Source organism: Terrabacter terrigena, from assembly GCF_042676085.1.
In the GTDB taxonomy this organism is placed as follows: domain Bacteria; phylum Actinomycetota; class Actinomycetes; order Actinomycetales; family Dermatophilaceae; genus Terrabacter; species Terrabacter terrigena.
The window spans coordinates 321245-337704 of sequence record NZ_JBHTKH010000001.1 but is presented as its reverse complement, the minus strand read 5'-3'; the positions used below and the strand labels follow the sequence as shown (position 1 = coordinate 337704).

Annotated in this window: 14 protein-coding genes; 9 read left to right on the top strand and 5 right to left on the bottom strand. The window is 71.7% G+C overall.

All coding sequences use genetic code 11. From position 1 onward, the window contains the following. Positions 1–88: 88 nt before the first annotated feature. A complete protein-coding gene (locus ACFQ2V_RS01565; protein WP_386050150.1) occupies positions 89–871 on the top strand; it encodes an electron transfer flavoprotein subunit beta/FixA family protein in 783 nt (260 codons plus the stop codon). Positions 872–916: 45 nt separating this feature from the next. Further along, positions 917–1873, top strand: coding sequence for an electron transfer flavoprotein subunit alpha/FixB family protein (locus ACFQ2V_RS01560; RefSeq protein ID WP_386050149.1), 957 nt, complete (start codon positions 917–919; stop codon positions 1871–1873). Between the two features lie 57 nt (positions 1874–1930). Here the strand turns inward: ACFQ2V_RS01560 and ACFQ2V_RS01555 are convergent, their stop codons facing one another. After that, positions 1931–2401 carry a hypothetical protein gene (locus tag ACFQ2V_RS01555; RefSeq protein ID WP_386050148.1) on the bottom strand — a complete coding sequence of 157 codons (471 nt, stop codon included), beginning with the start codon at positions 2399–2401 and terminating at the stop codon, positions 1931–1933. Positions 2402–2473: 72 nt separating this feature from the next. Then, positions 2474–3979, bottom strand: a complete 1506-nt coding sequence (locus ACFQ2V_RS01550) for a S8 family peptidase (RefSeq protein ID WP_386050147.1) — start codon at positions 3977–3979, stop codon at positions 2474–2476. 144 nt (positions 3980–4123) lie between these two features. Here ACFQ2V_RS01550 and ACFQ2V_RS01545 point away from each other — a divergent pair, with 144 nt between their 5' ends. Then, positions 4124–5314 carry a cysteine desulfurase family protein gene (locus tag ACFQ2V_RS01545; protein WP_386050146.1) on the top strand — a complete coding sequence of 397 codons (1191 nt, stop codon included), beginning with the start codon at positions 4124–4126 and terminating at the stop codon, positions 5312–5314. Next, positions 5311–6417, top strand: coding sequence for a tRNA 2-thiouridine(34) synthase MnmA (gene mnmA / locus ACFQ2V_RS01540; protein WP_386050145.1), 1107 nt, complete (start codon positions 5311–5313; stop codon positions 6415–6417). Before ACFQ2V_RS01545 ends, mnmA begins: the two co-directional genes overlap by 4 nt. 63 nt (positions 6418–6480) lie before the next feature. Here the strand turns inward: mnmA and ACFQ2V_RS01535 are convergent, their stop codons facing one another. Further along, positions 6481–7374, bottom strand: a complete 894-nt coding sequence (locus ACFQ2V_RS01535; protein ID WP_386050144.1) for a GNAT family N-acetyltransferase — start codon at positions 7372–7374, stop codon at positions 6481–6483. Between the two features lie 128 nt (positions 7375–7502). Between ACFQ2V_RS01535 and ACFQ2V_RS01530 the strand changes: the two genes are divergently transcribed. Then, positions 7503–8483, top strand: a complete 981-nt coding sequence (locus ACFQ2V_RS01530; RefSeq protein WP_386050143.1) for a methionine synthase — start codon at positions 7503–7505, stop codon at positions 8481–8483. A gap of 90 nt (positions 8484–8573) precedes the next feature. On the opposite strand, the gene ACFQ2V_RS01525 is transcribed toward ACFQ2V_RS01530, so the two are convergent. After that, positions 8574–9806 (bottom strand): L,D-transpeptidase, encoded by a 1233-nt coding sequence (locus ACFQ2V_RS01525; RefSeq protein WP_386050142.1) that lies wholly within the window; start codon positions 9804–9806, stop codon positions 8574–8576. A 149-nt stretch (positions 9807–9955) separates the two neighbouring features. Further along, entirely contained in the window at positions 9956–11467 is a 1512-nt protein-coding gene (locus ACFQ2V_RS01520) for a long-chain-fatty-acid--CoA ligase (protein WP_386050141.1), read from the bottom strand. A gap of 136 nt (positions 11468–11603) precedes the next feature. Between ACFQ2V_RS01520 and ligA the strand changes: the two genes are divergently transcribed. The 4 genes from ligA to ACFQ2V_RS01500 all read left to right on the top strand — a co-directional run bounded on the left by ligA (position 11604) and on the right by ACFQ2V_RS01500 (position 16420). After that, the gene (gene ligA, locus ACFQ2V_RS01515) at positions 11604–13751 is read left to right on the top strand and encodes an NAD-dependent DNA ligase LigA (protein WP_386050140.1); all 2148 of its coding nucleotides are present in this window, start codon (positions 11604–11606) and stop codon (positions 13749–13751) included. 173 nt (positions 13752–13924) lie between these two features. Continuing rightward, a complete protein-coding gene (locus tag ACFQ2V_RS01510) occupies positions 13925–14608 on the top strand; it encodes a hypothetical protein (RefSeq protein ID WP_386050139.1) in 684 nt (227 codons plus the stop codon). Positions 14609–14895: 287 nt separating this feature from the next. Then, the gene (locus ACFQ2V_RS01505; protein ID WP_386050138.1) at positions 14896–15660 is read left to right on the top strand and encodes an ABC transporter ATP-binding protein; all 765 of its coding nucleotides are present in this window, start codon (positions 14896–14898) and stop codon (positions 15658–15660) included. Continuing rightward, positions 15653–16420, top strand: coding sequence for an ABC transporter ATP-binding protein (locus ACFQ2V_RS01500; protein ID WP_386050137.1), 768 nt, complete (start codon positions 15653–15655; stop codon positions 16418–16420). The genes ACFQ2V_RS01505 and ACFQ2V_RS01500 overlap by 8 nt, the downstream gene beginning before the upstream one ends. Positions 16421–16460 lie beyond the last annotated feature (40 nt).

Sequence of the window (16460 nt, the reverse complement as noted above, 5' to 3'; positions counted from 1 at the left end):
GCTCAGTGAGAGGATGGACGGCAGTGCCGGAGCGACCTCCGGCAGTTCCATGAGCACCACCACCAGCAACGGAAGAGGACGTTCACCCATGAACATCGTCGTCTGTGTCAAGTACGTGCCGGACGCCCAGGCCGAGCGCACGTTCAACGCATCTGACAACACGACCGACCGCGAGAACGTCGACGGCCTGCTGTCGGAGCTCGACGAGTACGCGGTCGAGGAGGCCCTCAAGATCGTCGAGGCCGGCGAGGGTGAGGTCACCGTCCTGACGGTGGGCCCCGACGCCGCCGCGGACGCCATCAAGAAGGCCCTGCAGATGGGCGCGGACAAGGGTGTGCACGTCAACGACGCCGCCATCCACGGCTCCGACGCCATCGCGACCTCCCTCGTCCTCGCCGAGGCCATCCAGAAGATCGGGGACGTCGACCTCGTCCTCACCGGCATGGCCTCGACCGACGGCACCATGGGTGTCGTGCCCGCGATGCTCGCCGAGCGACTCGGCCTGCCGGCCGTGACGTTCGCGTCCGAGCTGACGGTCGAGGGCTCCACGGCGACGATCCGCCGCGACGGCGACGCCTCCACCCAGACGATCACGGCCACGCTGCCGGCCCTCGTGTCGGTCACCGACCAGATCAACGAACCGCGCTACCCCTCGTTCAAGGGGATCATGGCCGCGAAGAAGAAGCCGGTCGAGCAGTGGTCCCTGGCCGACCTCGGTGTCGACGCCGGCCAGGTCGGCCTCGACGCCGCCTGGACGAAGGTGTCGTCGTTCGACGCCCGCCCGCCCCGCACGCAGGGCGAGATCGTCACCGACGAGGGTGACGGCGGCAGCAAGCTCGCCGCGTTCCTGTCCGAGCGCAAGTTCGTCTGACCGCTCTCGTCCTGAACTTCCCAGCCAGCAAAGGAGATCCGCACCATGGCTGAAGTACTCGTGCTCGTCGACCACGTCGATGGCAAGGTCCGCAAGACCACCGCCGAGCTGCTCACGATCGCCCGCCGCCTCGGTGAGCCGTCGGCCGTCTTCGTCGGCGCCGGCTTCGACGCCGCCAAGGAGTCCCTCGCCCGTTTCGGCGCCGAGAAGGTCTACCGCGTCGAGTCGCCCGAGGTGCTCGAGCACCTCGTCGTCCCGCAGGCCGAGCTGCTCGCCCAGCTCGTCGCCTCGACGTCCCCGGCGGCCGTGCTCGTGCCGGCGTCCCCGGAGGGCAAGGAGATCGCCGCGCGCCTCGCGGTCAAGACCGAGTCTGGTCTGATCACGGACGCCGTCGACGTGCAGGCCGGCGACGGTGGCGTCGCGACGACCCAGTCGGTCTTCGCCGGCTCCTACACGGTCACGGCCACGGTCACGAAGGGCACGCCCATCGTCGCCGTGAAGCCGAACTCGGCGACGCCCGAGGAGGCTGCCGGCGCGGCTGCCGACGAGGTCGTCGACTTCACCCCGTCCGACGCCGCCAAGGGCGCGCGCATCACCGAGTCCAAGCCGAAGCAGGCGACGGGTCGTCCCGAGCTGACCGAGGCGGCGATCGTCGTCTCCGGTGGCCGCGGCACCGGCGGCGACTTCTCCAAGGTCGAGGACTTCGCCGACAGCCTCGGCGCCGCGGTCGGCGCGAGCCGCGCCGCCGTCGACGCCGGCTGGTACCCGCACACGAGCCAGGTCGGCCAGACCGGCAAGCAGGTCAGCCCGCAGCTCTACGTCGCGTGCGGCATCTCCGGCGCCATCCAGCACCGCGCCGGCATGCAGACCTCCAAGACGATCGTGGCCGTCAACAAGGACAACGAGGCCCCGATCTTCGAGCTCGTCGACTTCGGCGTCGTCGGCGACCTGTTCAACGTTCTGCCCCAGGCCACCGAGGCCATCAAGGCCGCCAAGGACTGAGCGTCCTCACCAGGGTGCCCACTCGACCAGCACGGTCGGGTGGGCACTCTGCCGGGCTCAGGCCGCCTCGGGGTCGAGGTCGGCCCGCGAGAGACGCGCCCAGCTCTCGAGCCGCTCACGGTTGAGGGCGTATGCCGCCCTCCCGGTGCCCAGCGTCCACCAGGCGCCCCTGAGAGCCTCCGATGGCAGGCGCACAGGGCGCCCGTCGCCAGGGGTCCACTCGAGCCGTCCACCGGACGAGACGCGGCGGACGTGGGAGCGCTCGACGGTGGTCGAGGCGAGCGTGTTGTGCACGCGAAGGCTCTGCGCTCCCAGCTCGATCCGCGCCGACCACGCGCGCCAGCCGAGGGCCACAGCGAGGGTGAGGCACACGGCATACACGGCCGTGACGGGGCCGCGGGGGAGGTAGTGCAGGACGAGCCTCGCCACGAAGTAGCCGATGACGGGGCAGGCCAGAGCCGAGAGAGCCCGGTGCGCGGCCGGGGCACGCAGTCGACTGCCCCCGGTGCCCACGCGCGCGTCACCCATGGGGCCGATCATAGGTCGACCGGCCCCACGGGCGGGATCGAGCGGGTCAGACGCGCGTCGAACCCCTACGCGTCATCGCACGGCTGCTGCTGCGGCCACGACGTCGACGAGGCCGTGGCCCTTGTCGAACGACGTCGTGCCGTTGCCTGCCGGGTCGCTGACGTAGGCGGCGCCGTTCGCATACTTGTACGCGGTCGCCTTGATCGCGGCCTCGACCTGCGCCGGCGTCGCGTTCGGGTTCGCCTGGAAGAGCTGCGCCACGATGCCCGAGATGTGCGGGGTGGCCATCGAGGTGCCGCTGATCGTGTTGTAGTTGCCGCCGTCACGCGGGTCGCCGCCGGTGGTGCAGATCGGCAGGTAGATGCGGCACGAGCTCGTGATGCCCTCACCCGGCGCGGAGATGTCGGGATAGGTGCCGAACTGGCCCGCACGGCCACGCGCGCTGAAGTCGCTCACCGTGCCGTTGCGGGTGCCGGTGTCCTGGTCGTTGTACGACGCGACGGAGATGATGCCGCCCGTGGGGTCCTGGCCGGGCGGGTTCGACAGGTTGGCCGACCCGTCACCGCCGTCGTTGCCGTTGGCCCAGACGGAGACGACACCCTCCTTGACGAGCTGGCGCTGGAGCTTGACCGTCGCCGAGTTCGGGTCGAACTCGCCGCCGCCCGACGGGCCGTACGAGTTGCTCGTCACCTTGATGGGCGGGCACGTGCTGGCGGGCACGCCGGCGCCGCACGGGGTGGCGTGGTTCTCGAGCACCCAGTTCAGGGCCGAGTCGGCGCCGACGATGAGCAGGACGGCGCCCGTGCCGAGGCTGACGATGCTCGCACCGGGGGCTGCTCCGTGCATCCTCGTGCCGTCGGAGAGGGTGACGTCACGTCCCGCGACGATGCCGGAGACGTGCATGCCGTGGCCGCCCGCCGCCAGCAGGTCGGTGTTGAGGCTGCCGGCGTCGACCGGCTGGCAAGGGAGCACCTCGAGCGGGTCGCAGACCATCTTGAGGTTCTTCACGACGGCCGAGGTGCCGTCGGCGTTCCGGAGGAACGGGTGCGTGGGGTCCACGCCCGAGTCGATGACGGCAACGCTGACCCCGGAACCGTCCAGGGGCTTGCCGTTCGCCCCGGTGAGCGTGGCGCGCGCCTCCGAGCCGCGCGTGGCCGTGTTGGACGTCGACAGGAACATGTCGATGGGCTCGTTGCCCTCGACGTAGGTGACGCCGGCCTTCGAGCGCACGGCGTCGATCTGCAGCGGCAGGCCCGCGGCGACGACGACGCCGATCTTGTCGAACGTCTCGCGCACGACGAGCCCGGACGCCGTGGCGGCCCGGCGAGCGGTCGCCACGTCCGCGGCATGCACCATGACGGTGGTCGGGGTGACCGCTGACAGCGTCGACCAGTGGGCTGAAAGCCACGACGAGAGCGGTGCCTTGGCCGAGCCCGAGCCCGAGCCGAGCAGGCCGCCGACCGGGGCGGCCGACCCGGGCTGCGGCGACGCGGCTGCGACCGTGGCCGTGGTGAGCGCGGTGGCCGCCGCCAGGGCGACCGCCCCCAGACGGAGTCGGCGAGTTGGGGTGGAGCGCATGAGCTGCCTCTCTGCAGGGCCGCCCTGCTGCAGTGGAGGACGGCGACGTACAGGGGCAACGAGGCGGGCCGCGTGGAGGTTACGCAGCGGTAGCGGCCTCGACGGCCGGTCGGCGCACCGGGCCGGCCGTCCTAGAATCGGTGGGTGACTGCCTACCTCGACCATGCGGCGACCACGCCGATGCTGCCCGCCGCCATCACGGCGATGACCCGGCAGCTCGGCATCGTGGGCAACGCGTCGTCGCTGCACCGCACGGGCCGTGCGGCCCGGCGCGCCGTCGAGGAGTCGCGCGAGAAGATCGCCCGCTGCCTCGGTGCGCGCCCGTCGGAGGTCATCTTCACGTCCGGCGGCACCGAGTCCGACAACCTCGCGATCAAGGGCACCTACTGGGCCCGGCGCGACCGCGAGCCGGGCCGGGTCCGCCTGCTCGTCGGGGTCACCGAGCACCACGCGGTGCTCGACTGCGTCGACTTCCTCGTGGCCCACGAGGGCGCCAAGGTCACCTGGCTCGAGTGCACGCCCGAGGGCGTCGTCGAGCCCTCCACGGTGCGCCTGGCCATCGAGGCCGACCCGGCGTCGGTGGCGCTCGTGTCGGTGATGTGGGCCAACAACGAGGTCGGCACGGTGCAGGACGTCCGGGCCATCGCCGAGGTGGCGCACGAGTTCGGCATCCCGTTCCACACCGACGCCGTCCAGGCCGCCGGGCACGTGCCCGTCGACTTCGCCGCGAGCGGCGCCGATCTCATGTCGGTGACCGCCCACAAGCTGGGTGGCCCCATCGGCGTGGGGGCCCTCGTCGCGCGGCGCGAGGCGAAGCTCGTGCCGCTCAGCCACGGCGGCGGCCAGGAGCGACAGGTCCGTTCGGGCACGCTCGACACCCCGGCCGTCGTCGGGTTCGCGACGGCGCTCGTCGAGGCCACCGCGGCCATCGAGTCCGAGTCGGCACGGCTCGTCGCCCTGCGCGACGACCTGATCCAGCGTGCGACGGCGCTCTCGCCCGACATCCGTGTGACCGGGGCGTGGGCCGCCGGCGACGGCACGACGCGCCTTCCGGGCAACGCCCACCTGCTCGTGCCGGGCTGCGACGGTGACTCGCTGCTCTACCTGCTCGACGCGGCCGGCGTCTCGTGCTCGACGGGCTCGGCCTGCCAGGCCGGCGTGCCGCAGCCGAGCCACGTCCTGCTCGCCATGGGCGTGCCCGAGACCGATGCCCGGGGGGCGCTGCGCGTGACCCTGGGCCACACGTCCGGCCAGGCCGACGTCGACGCCTTCGTCGACGCGTTGCCGGCCGCCATCGAGCGGGCACGTCGTGCTCGGGAGGCGACCGCCTCGTGAGGGTCGTCGCAGCGATGAGCGGTGGCGTCGACTCGGCCGTGGCCGCGGCCCGCATGCTCGACGCCGGGCACGAGGTCGTCGGCGTCCACCTGGCCCTGTCGCAGAGCGCGGCCACCCTGCGCGAGTCGGCCCGCGGCTGCTGCACCATCGAGGACGCCGGCGACGCGAGGCGCGTGGCCGACGTGCTCGGCATCCCCTTCTACGTGTGGGACATGGCGGCGCGCTTCAAGCGCGACGTCGTCGACGACTTCCGCGCCGAGTACGCCGCCGGCCGCACCCCCAACCCCTGCCTGCGGTGCAACGAGAAGATCAAGTTCGCGGCCCTGCTCGACAAGGCGGTCGCGCTCGGTTTCGACGCCGTCGCGACCGGGCACTACGCCCAGGTCGTCGAGACCGTGAACCCCGACGGGACCGTGCGTCGCGAGCTGCACCGGGCCGTCGACGCGGCCAAGGACCAGAGCTACGTCCTGGGCGTGCTCGACGCCGACCAGCTCGCTCGCTCGTTCTTCCCCCTGGGCGACACGACGAAGCCGCAGATCCGCCAGGAGGCTGCCGAGCGCGGTTTCTACGTGGCGAGCAAGCCCGACAGCCACGACATCTGCTTCATCGCCGACGGCGACACCCGCGGCTGGCTGGGCCGCGAGCTGGGGGAGGCGCCGGGCGACATCGTCGACACCGACGGGGCCGTCGTCGGCAGCCACGACGGTGCGTTCGCCTACACCGTCGGGCAGCGTCGGGGCCTCGGGCTCTCCAGGCCGGCGCCCGACGGGCAGCCGCGCTACGTCGTGGAGGTACGTCCCGACACCAACCAGGTCGTCGTCGGCACCGCCGACCTGCTCGGCGTCAACGCGCTGACCGGAGACCATGCCCGCTGGTGCGGCCCGCACCCCCGAGGTGTGGTCGAGGTGGGCGCACAGGTGCGCGCGCACGGCGCCGAGTACGCCGCGCGGGCGTGGGCCGACGGCGACAGCGTCGAGGTCCGGGTCGACGAGCGCATCCGCGGCGTGGCGCCGGGCCAGTCGGTGGTGCTCTACGACGGCACGCGGGTGGTGGGCTCCGCCACGATCGCGGCGGCTCGTCTCGAGCGCACGCCGGTCGGCTGAGGCATCCGACGACTGGCGCCGCCCGTCGCCCCAGGCCGCCCGTGACCGGGCCGCCCACGGTCGTCAGTCGAGCGAGCGCGTCCACGTGACGGTGCGGGCTGCCGGTCGGAACCCGAGCGAGCGGTAGAGACGCTGCGGGCCCGGGTAGCCGTCGTCACCGCGTGGGCTGACCTGCGCGAGGGAGCCGCCGACCGCCCCGAGGTGGTGGAGTGCAGCCAGGGTGACGGCTCCGGCCAGGCCCCGGCCCCGGTGCGCGGGCACGCACCCGACCGGCTCGACGAGCCCGACCCCGGTGGCCTCGTCGAGCCAGACGAGCACCGAGGCCACCATGCGGTCCTGCTCGTCGACGGCCACCCAGTCGAGGTCGTGCCGATAGGGCCACGCAGCCATCAGCTGCCGGTAGGCGGTCTCGTCGACCTTGGACCGCCCGAAGTCCGACCAGGCAGCCGCGTGGACAGCGGCGCGCTCGCGGGCCTCGTGCGGCTCCACGTGCCGGAAGCGGTAGCCGTCCACCCGAGGCGCCGCAGCAAGGTCGCCGACCGCGGCCGTGTGGTGGGTGAACCACGGAGCATCAGGTTGAGCCGCGAAACCCGCTGCGGCAAGGGCTGACTCGGCGACGTCGTGCTCCATGACGAGGGCCGACTGCGTCTCGGCGTCGCTCACCTCCTCGAACCACTCGACCAGCTCCTCGGCGACGTCGGGACGGTCCGGGTGCACCTGCAGCTCGAGCCAGTCGGGTGCTTCGGCCCAGCCGAAGCCCACCTCGAGCCCGTCGTCGCTCCACACCGCGATGGCCTCACCCTCGTCGAGGCGCCCCGGATCGACCGGGCGGTAGTAGCGGCTCCATGCGAGCTGGCCCGGGTGGAAACGGCTCGTGGGCGACCAGAGCCGGGAGGCCATGGCCTGCATCGCGCGCAGGTCGGCGGGTCCCGAGAAGTCACGACGTGCGGTCGCCATCGCGCCAGCGTAGAGGGGGCGGTGCGCGTCCGTCGCACGGGTTCCTGCCGTCGTCGCAGGTCCGCGAAGGCTGCGGCCCTGCCGGCTGTGGCCCCGGGGGCGGGATGCGCCCCCATTAGGCTGGCGCGGTGACCCTGGCAACCGGCATCGGCTCCTGGCCCGGAACCTCCGTGCGTGACGCCCTTGCGCAGGTGCGCGAGATCCTCGACGGACACCTGCCCTACCTCCCCGAGCTGCCGGCCCGCGGACCCGGCGCCGACATGCTCGGCCGCACGGCGGGGCTGCTCGTCGAGATGCCGGTCGACCTGCAACCCGTGGGCTGGCGGCTCGTCGACCGTCCCGGCCGTGATGCCACCCGTACCGCTGCCCTGATGCGCGAGGACCTCGACGAGCTCGCCGAGGCCTTCGACGGCCACACCGGCCGGCTCAAGCTGCAGGTCGTCGGGCCCTGGACGCTCGCCGCGAGCGTCTGGCTGAGCCGCGGCGAGCGCATGGTCGTCGACGAGGGAGCGAGCCGCGACCTGGTCGAGTCGCTCGCGGAGGGCATCCGCGTGCACGTGGCCGCCGTACGGCGCCTCGTGCCGGGCGCCGAGGTCGTCCTCCAGGTGGACGAGCCGTCGCTGCCCACGGTGCTCGCCGGCCGGCTGCCGACCTCCTCCGGATTCGGACGCCTGCCCAGCCTCGACCCACAGGTGGCCGCCGCCGGCCTCAGGACGGTGCTCGGCGCGCACGACGGCGAGACCGTGCTCCACTGCTGCGCCGCGGAGCCACCGCTGCCGCTGCTGCGCTCGGCCGGCCCCTCGGCGTTGTCGGTCGACACCTCGCTGCTGCGCCCGCGCGGGTGGGAGGGCGTCGCCGTCGCGGTCGAGGACGGCATACGGCTGCATGCGGGAGCGATCCCGACCGACGGCAGTGTGACCCGGCCGCAGGCGGTCGCCGACCGGTTCGTCGACGCGTGGCGTCGCATCGGTATGCCCCTGACCTCGCTCACCGACGTCGTCGTGACCCCGGCCTGTGGGCTGGCCGGTGCCGCCCCCGAGCTCGCCCGCACGATCCAGCGCGCGGCCGTCGAGACCGCGCGTGAGCTGGACGAGCGCAGCGTCGCCTGAACGGGCACGGCACGCTCACCGCGACCCGCGGACGACGAAGGCCGGTCACCCCGAGGGTGACCGGCCTTCGCGTTGCCGGGGCAGGGGGACTCAGAGAGCCGAGCCCGCCGTCCACGTGGACCAGCTGAGGTTCCAGTCGGCGTAGCCGTTGCCCATCGTCATGGGACGGGCCGTGCCGACCGTCTCGACGACGTCGCCGATGCGGGTCTGGCCGTAGAGCCACTGGCCGTTCGCGTCGCTCATGCCGGTGCAGCCGTGGCTGACGTTGCGGTGTCCCTGGTCCTTGACCGACCACGGAGCCGTGTGGAGGAACTCGCCGGAGTTCGTGACGCGCATGGCGTACTTGACCGGGGTGTCCTCGTAGTAGCCGGTGTCGCCCTTCTTCAGGCCGATGGTCTCGGCGCGCATCGTGATGTTGGTGACCTTGTCCATGATCACCTTGGTGCCGGAGCGGGTGATGAAGCCGGGCCGGCCACCGGTGACGGGGATGCGCTTGGTGAACTTGCCGTTGATGAAGACGTCCATCTGGTGGGTCTGGAGGTTGACCTTGGCGATGAGCGACCGGCCGATCGTGAAGTCGGACGTGCGCGACTGCTCGCCCCAGCGGCCGCCGCCGGCCGAGACGCCGTTGAGGTCGGCCTCGACGTGGACCTTCGTGCCGGGCTTCCAGTACGACCGGGGCCGCCAGTGGGCCTCCTTGGACGACAGCCAGTACCAGGAGCCGGCCTGCGCGGGGGAGGAGGTGACCTTCATGTGCTTCTCGAAGTTCGCCTTGTCCTTGACCGGCAGGTCGAAGCGCATGACAACCGGCATGCCGATGCCGACCGTGCCGCCGTCGCGCGGCGACACCGAGGTGTAGACCTGGTCGTCGAGCCTGAGGTTCGCGGTGCGGAACGTGCGGGTGACCTCGTCGGCGCGGCCGTCGGGGTCCTCGGCCTCGAGGGCCAGGGTGTACTCGACGCCGGGCTCGAGCAGCTCGCCGGCGGTCCACGTGCCGTCCTTGAGCGTGCCGTCGACCGTGATCTTGTTGCCCTTCTTGCTCACGTAGGACAGCGACGCCTTCTTGAGGGTGCCCTTCTGGGCCGTGGCCGTGACACGCGTGTCGACCGAGACGTCGTCGGCGTCGTCAGAGGGCGTCGTCGTGTAGACGACGGGGTCGGTCGTCGGGGTCGGCGTCGACGTCTCGGAGCTGCCGGGGGCCGCGGACGACGAGCTGGCAGGCTTGCCGTTCTCGGCGGTGGCTGTCGCGTTGCAGGCGGTCACGCCCAGCATGGCCACGACGGCCATCCCCGAGACTGCGGCGGTACGGATGCTCGACTTCACGCTTTGAATACCCTTCACGGACGCGGCGCCGGGCGCTCCAGGGCGGAACGGGGTGCGACGCGTCGATAGTGACCCTGCTCCAGTGTCACCGATGGCGACCGGATACTCCAAAACGAGCGGCGAGTCCAAACTCCCGCGTGTCGCGTCCTTCAGGAGGCGTCGACCGGGCGCACCGCGCGGCGCAGGATCTTGCCGGTCGGTCCCTTCGGGAGCTCCTCGAGCGTCCAGAGGCGGCGGGGGTACTTGTAGGCGGCGAGGCGCTCCTTGACGTACGCCTGGACGTCGTCGAGCGTCGAGCTCGAGCCCGGCCGGAAGACGACGGCGGCGCCCACCTCCTCGCCCATGAGGTCGTCCGGCACCCCGACCACCGCGGCCTCGAGCACGTCGGGGTGCGTGTAGAGCACCTCCTCGACCTCGCGGGGGTACACGTTGAGGCCGCCGCGGATGATCATGTCCTTCTTGCGGTCGACGATCGTGAAGTAGCCCTCGTCGTCGACGGTCGCGAGGTCGCCCGAGCGGAACCAGCCGTCGGGGATGGCCTCCTGCGTGGCCTCGGGGCGGTTCCAGTAGCCCTTCATGATGTTCTCGCCGCGGATCGCGATCTCGCCGATCTCACCGGCAGGGGTGTCGTTGCCCTCGAGGTCGACGAGCTTCATCTCACAGCCCGGGATGGCGCGGCCGATCGTGCCGGGCTTGGTCGGCTTGTCGGGCATGTTGAAGGAGGCGACCGGGGAGGTCTCGGACAGGCCGTAGCCCTCGAGGATCTGGCAGCCGAACTTCGCCTCGAACGCCTTCATGACCGCCTCGGGCATCGCCGAGCCGCCCGAGGCGCACGTGCGCAGGCTGCTCGTGTCGGCCTGATCGGCGTTCGGGTGGTTGAGGATCGCGGCATACATCGTCGGGACGCCCTGGAAGATCGTCACGTGGTCGCGGCCGAGCACCTCGATGGCCTTCGCGGGGTCGAACCGGGGGATGAGCGTCAGGGTGGCGCCGCGCTGGACCGACGTGTTGAGCCCGCACGTGAGGCCGAAGACGTGGAAGAGGGGCAGGCAGCCCATGATGACGTCGTCCTCGGTGATCTGCATGATGTCCGAGGCCGAGCGCTCGGCGTTGCGGTGCAGGTTGAAGTGGGTGAGCTCGGCGCCCTTGGGCTTGCCGGTCGTGCCGCTCGTGTAGAGGATCACCGCGGTGTCGTCGTCGGCCCTCTCGACCGGCTCGGTCACCGGCGCGGCGGCGGTCTCGGACGCGTCGAACTGGCCGTCGGCCGGCCCCATCGGACCGCACACGACGAGGCGGGTGCCCGTCTCGGCGGCGGCCTTGCCCGCCTCCTCGGCGAAGTCGGGCCAGACGAAGCTGAAGCGGGCCCCGCTGTCCTCGTAGAAGTACTGGATCTCACCGGACTTGAGCAGCGGGTTCATCGGCACCACGACACCGCCGGCCAGCAACGCGCCGTAGAAGGTGACGGGGTATGCCGGCACGTTGGGGAGGATGAGCGAGACGCGGTCGCCGGGCTCGAGACCCGCCGCGCGGAGCTGGCCCGCGACCGCCGAGGCGGCCCGGTGCAGGGTCGACCAGCTCACCTCCGCCTGGTCGAGCTTGATCCCGACCTTGTCGGGGACACGCCCGGCGGTGGCGACGAGGTTGGCGGCGAGGTTGGTCATCTCTGCTCCTTCGCAGGGGGTTGGCCTCGGGCTCGCGTTCATTGTTACTGCTCGGTCGCCGGGTGAACAGACCTTCCCCGCGACGTGCCGAGCCTCACGCCCCGGCCGCGTCGGAGGTGGCTGGCAGGATGGGCGCGTGAGCGAGAGCAGCGGCCCAACGGCGGTCACCGACGACGTCCCGACCGAGGTCCACCAGGAGTGGGCCGACCTCGCCGAGCAGGCCGCCGCGGCCCAGTTCGCCTACCACGTCAAGGACTCGCCGACGATCAGCGACGGCGAGTACGACCGTCTCATCCGGCGGCTCAACGCGATCGAGGACGAGCACCCGTCGCTGCGCACGCCCGAGAGCCCGACGCAGAACGTCGGGGGGGCCTCGTTCGCGACGGGCTTCGAGACCGTCGACCACGTCGAGCGCATGCTGAGCCTCGACAACGCCTTCTCCTTCGAGGAGCTGCAGACCTGGGCCGAGCGCGTCGAGCGCGAGGTCGGCTCGGGCGCCCACTACCTGACCGAGCTGAAGATCGACGGCCTCGCGATCAACCTGCTCTACGAGAAGGGCCGGCTCGTCCGGGCGCTCACGCGCGGCGACGGGCGCACGGGCGAGGACGTCACCAACAACGTCCGCACGATCGACGGCATCCCCGAGCGGCTCGCGGGCGACGACGTGCCCGAGCTCGTCGAGATCCGTGGCGAGGTGTTCTTCCCCACCGCGGCGTTCGCCGACCTCAACGCCGGGCTCGTCGAGGCGGGCAAGGCGCCCTTCGCCAACCCGCGCAACGCGGCCGCGGGCTCGCTGCGGCAGAAGGATCCCAAGGTCACCGCCAGCCGGCGGCTGCGCATGCTGGTGCACGGCATCGGCGCGCGCCGCGGCTTCGACATCGCGCGACAGAGCGAGGCGTATGCCGCCCTGCGCGCCTGGGGCCTGCCGACCTCCGACGAGGTGCGCGTGCTCGACGACATCGCGGCCGTGGAGGAGTTCGTCACCTACCACGGCGAGCACCGGCACGACCGCGCCCACGACATCGACGGCATCGTCGTCAAGGTCGACGAGGTGCCGCTGCAGCGCCAGCTCGGCGCGACGTCACGTGCGCCGCGGTGGGCCATCGCGTTCAAGTACCCGCCCGAGGAGGTCAACACCAAGCTGCTCGACATCCGCGTCAACGTCGGGCGCACCGGTCGCGTCACGCCCTACGGCGTCATGCAGCCGGTCGTCGTGGCCGGGTCGACCGTCGAGCAGGCGACCCTCCACAACGCGTACGAGGTGGAGCGCAAGGGCGTACTCATCGGCGACACCGTCGTGCTGCGCAAGGCAGGCGACGTGATCCCCGAGATCGTCGGACCCGTCGTCGACCTGCGCGACGGCACCGAGCGTGCCTTCGTCATGCCCACCGAGTGCCCCGCGTGCGGCACGACGCTCGCCCCCGAGAAGGAGGGCGACAAGGACATCCGCTGCCCCAACACGCGGTCGTGCCCGAGCCAGCTGCGCGAGCGCGTCTTCGCCCTGGCCTCCCGCAGCGGGCTCGACATCGAGGCACTCGGGTGGGAGGGATCCAGCGCCCTGCTCGACTCGGGCATCATCACCGACGAGGGCGACCTCTTCGCGCCCGCCGACGACAGCCCGCACGCGGGCGACTACGGCATCAGCCGCGAGAAGCTCGTGCAGGTTCCGCTCTACACGCGGACCGCGAAGAAGACCGACCCCGAGCAGCGCGTCGTCGACGGACGCGTGCTCTCCGCCGGCGGCGAGAAGCTGCTCGCCGAGCTCGAGAAGGCGAAGACGCAGCCGCTCTGGCGGGTGGTCGTCGCCCTGTCGATCCGGCACGTCGGGCCCACCGCGGCCAGGGCGCTCGCGACCCACTTCCGCTCGATGGACGCGATCCGCGCAGCGTCCACCGAGGAGCTCGCGCAGGCCGAAGGCGTCGGCGGGGTCATCGCCGAGGCCGTCACGGCATGGTTCGAGGTGGACTGGCACCAGGAGATCGTGCGCAAGTGGGCAGACGCCGGCGTGCGCATGGCCGACGAGGTCGACGCAGCGGTCGAGCGCACCCTCGAGGGCAAGACCGTCGTCGTCACCGGCTCGCTCGAGGGCTTCTCGCGTGACGAGACCAAGGAGGCGATCATCAGCCGCGGTGGCAAGGCGTCGGGCTCGGTGTCGAATAAGACCGACTTCGTGGTGATCGGGGCCAACGCCGGGTCCAAGGCCGCCAAGGCGGAGGAGCTCGGGCTCACGATCCTCGACGAGGACGGCTTCCGCCGCCTCCTCGAGACCGGCTCGCCCGACTGACGGCCGCTCCCTCGTCACGCCGACGGCCGGTGCGCCCGTCGGTCGCATGCGGAAGTGGCCCTTCTCGGGCGAAACGAGCACGGGCCGACCGATTGGTGCCAATCGGTCACGGGGCACCTGTTCGACCGGTTACGATCACGCCGCCAACTCACGTTCTCGACAGGGGATCCTCCATGTCTCGCACCATCCTCCGCCGCGCCCTCGCGGCGGTCTCCGCGGTCGCCGCCCTGGCCGCGACCCTCGCCGTCTCCTCCGCCGCGCCTGCGTCGGCCGCCGGCACCTGCAGCATCAACACCCCGACGCGCTGGACCATCTCCAGCCCGTTCAAGACCATGACCCTCTCGCTCGCGTCCAACTGCGCCACCGGCACCCACGCCGCGTGGGAGGCGGTTGCCGGCAGCGGGCCCGTGGACCTCGTGGTCTTCGACGGCACGCGCACCGAGCCCTTCGACATGTTCGACGACGACCCGCTCGGTCGCTGGACCTGGCGTCCCCTCGCCTGCAAGGACGCCGCCCTCGTGGAGGTCTGCACGCAGAACACCCGCACCATGGACGTCCGTCTCGGCGGCTGGTCCGGGCTGACGGCGACCCGCTCGGGCTCGAAGGTCACCCTGACCACGTCGGCTGCGCGCTACGCGTACTCGGTGCACAAGTTCGTGCCGTGGACCGGCGTCCGGGGCACGGTGCAGTACAAGGCGCCGACCGCCACGACGTGGACGAGCTTCAAGTACGTCTACCCCGCCTCCAACGGCCGCTACAGCTTCACGTACTCCATGGCGAGCGTCCGCGACTACCGCGTCGTCTTCTCCGACACCTCGGTGGTCTGGGGCCACACCAGCGCCACCGTGCGCCGCTGATCCCAGCAACCCCGGAGGCGCCCGCACGCAACAGCGTGCGGGCGCCCTTCCGCACACGCTCGTGCCGACTGCGCGAGGCATCCGTCAGGGCGTCGTCGCGTGCCCACGCTCTCATGTGTGCGCGCACCACAGAACGGGTGCAGGTGTGTGGGTACCCACCGTCACCTGCGAAGCGGGTCCTCCTAGGCTTGCCCGAAGTTGCCCGGTTCCGCGCTCCACGGCCGCACCGGCAACGCGATGCCGTCGACCGCCCGGTCGGCGCCGCAGCCAGTGCGACGCACGAGGAGGTGCAGGTCTTGACGGGTACCCCGTTGCTCGAGACCAGGGCCCTGACCAAGGAGTTCCGAGGCTTCCGGGCCGTCTCTGACGTCGATCTCACGGTCGCGCAGGGCACCGTCCACGCCCTCGTCGGCCCCAACGGTGCCGGCAAGACCACGCTGTTCAACCTGCTCACCGGGTTCCTCACACCGACCTCGGGCTCGGTGACCTTCGACGGCCAGGACATCACCGGACGCGCCCCCGAGCAGATCGCGCCACTCGGCATCGCGCGCTCGTTCCAGATCACGAGCCTCTTCGAGGCGATGACCCTGCGCGAGCACCTCGAGCTCGCCCTCGCCAGCCCCACCGGGATGGGCAGGCAGTGGTGGCGGTCCGTCACCCGCATGGCCAGGTTCAAGGACCAGGCGATGGAGCTGCTCGAGCAGGTCGGCCTCGCCGACCGGGCGAGCGCACCCGCCTCGTCGCTGGCGTACGGGCAGAAGCGGGCGCTCGAGCTCGCCATCGCGATGGCCCTCGACCCCAAGCTGCTCCTTCTCGACGAGCCCACCGCCGGCATGGGCATCGAGGACGTCGACCGCACCATCGCGCTCGTCAAGCAGCTCTCCGCAGGGCGCACCGTCGTCTTCGTCGACCACAACATGCACGTGGTCGGCTCGCTCGCCGACCAGGTGACGGTGCTCCAGTCGGGGCAGGTCCTCGCGGAGGGCCCCTACGAGCAGGTGCGCGCCGACGAGCGCGTCATCACGGCATACCTCGGAGCCACCCATGAGTGACGAGACGACCACCACCGAACGTACTGGCGCGGTTGCGGAAACCACTGCGACACAGGCGCGCTCGCGCATGCTCGAGGTCAAGGGCCTGTCCGCGTGGTACGGCGAGGCGCGTGTGCTGACCGACGTCGCCGTCGACGTCGCCCCTGGCGAGGTCGTCACGCTCGTCGGCCGCAACGGCGCGGGCAAGACGACGCTGCTGCGCTCCGTCATGGGCCTGCACCGCCAGATCGAGGGGGCCATCAGCCTCGACGGCACAGACCTGGGGAAGACGTCGGCCGACTCCCGCGCCCGGGCCGGCATCGGCTGGGTGCCCGACGACCGCGGCATCTACGCCAGCCTCACCGTCGCCGAGAACCTCCTGCTGCCCCCGGTCGTCCATGCCGACGCGTGGCCGCTCGAACGCGTCTACGAGTTCTTCCCGGTGCTCCACGAACGCCGCGACTTCCCCGGCACCAAGCTGTCGGGAGGCGAGCAGCAGATGCTCGCCATGGCCCGGGTCCTGCGGATGGGCTCGCGCCTGCTGCTGCTCGACGAGCCGAGCGAGGGCCTGGCCCCCGTCATCGTCCAGCGCATCGGCGAGATCATCCGCGAGATCAAGGGCCAGGGCGTCGGCGTGCTCCTCGTCGAGCAGAACGTCAAGTTCGCCTCGACGGTCGCCGACCGGCACTACCTGCTGGCGCAGGGAAAGGTCGTCGAGCACCTCAGCAACGACGACTTCCGGGCCCGCGAGAGCGAGCTGCTCGCCTATCTCGGGATGTAGCCGCCGGTCGGCCCGCGCGGTCCCACCGGCACCTCAACCA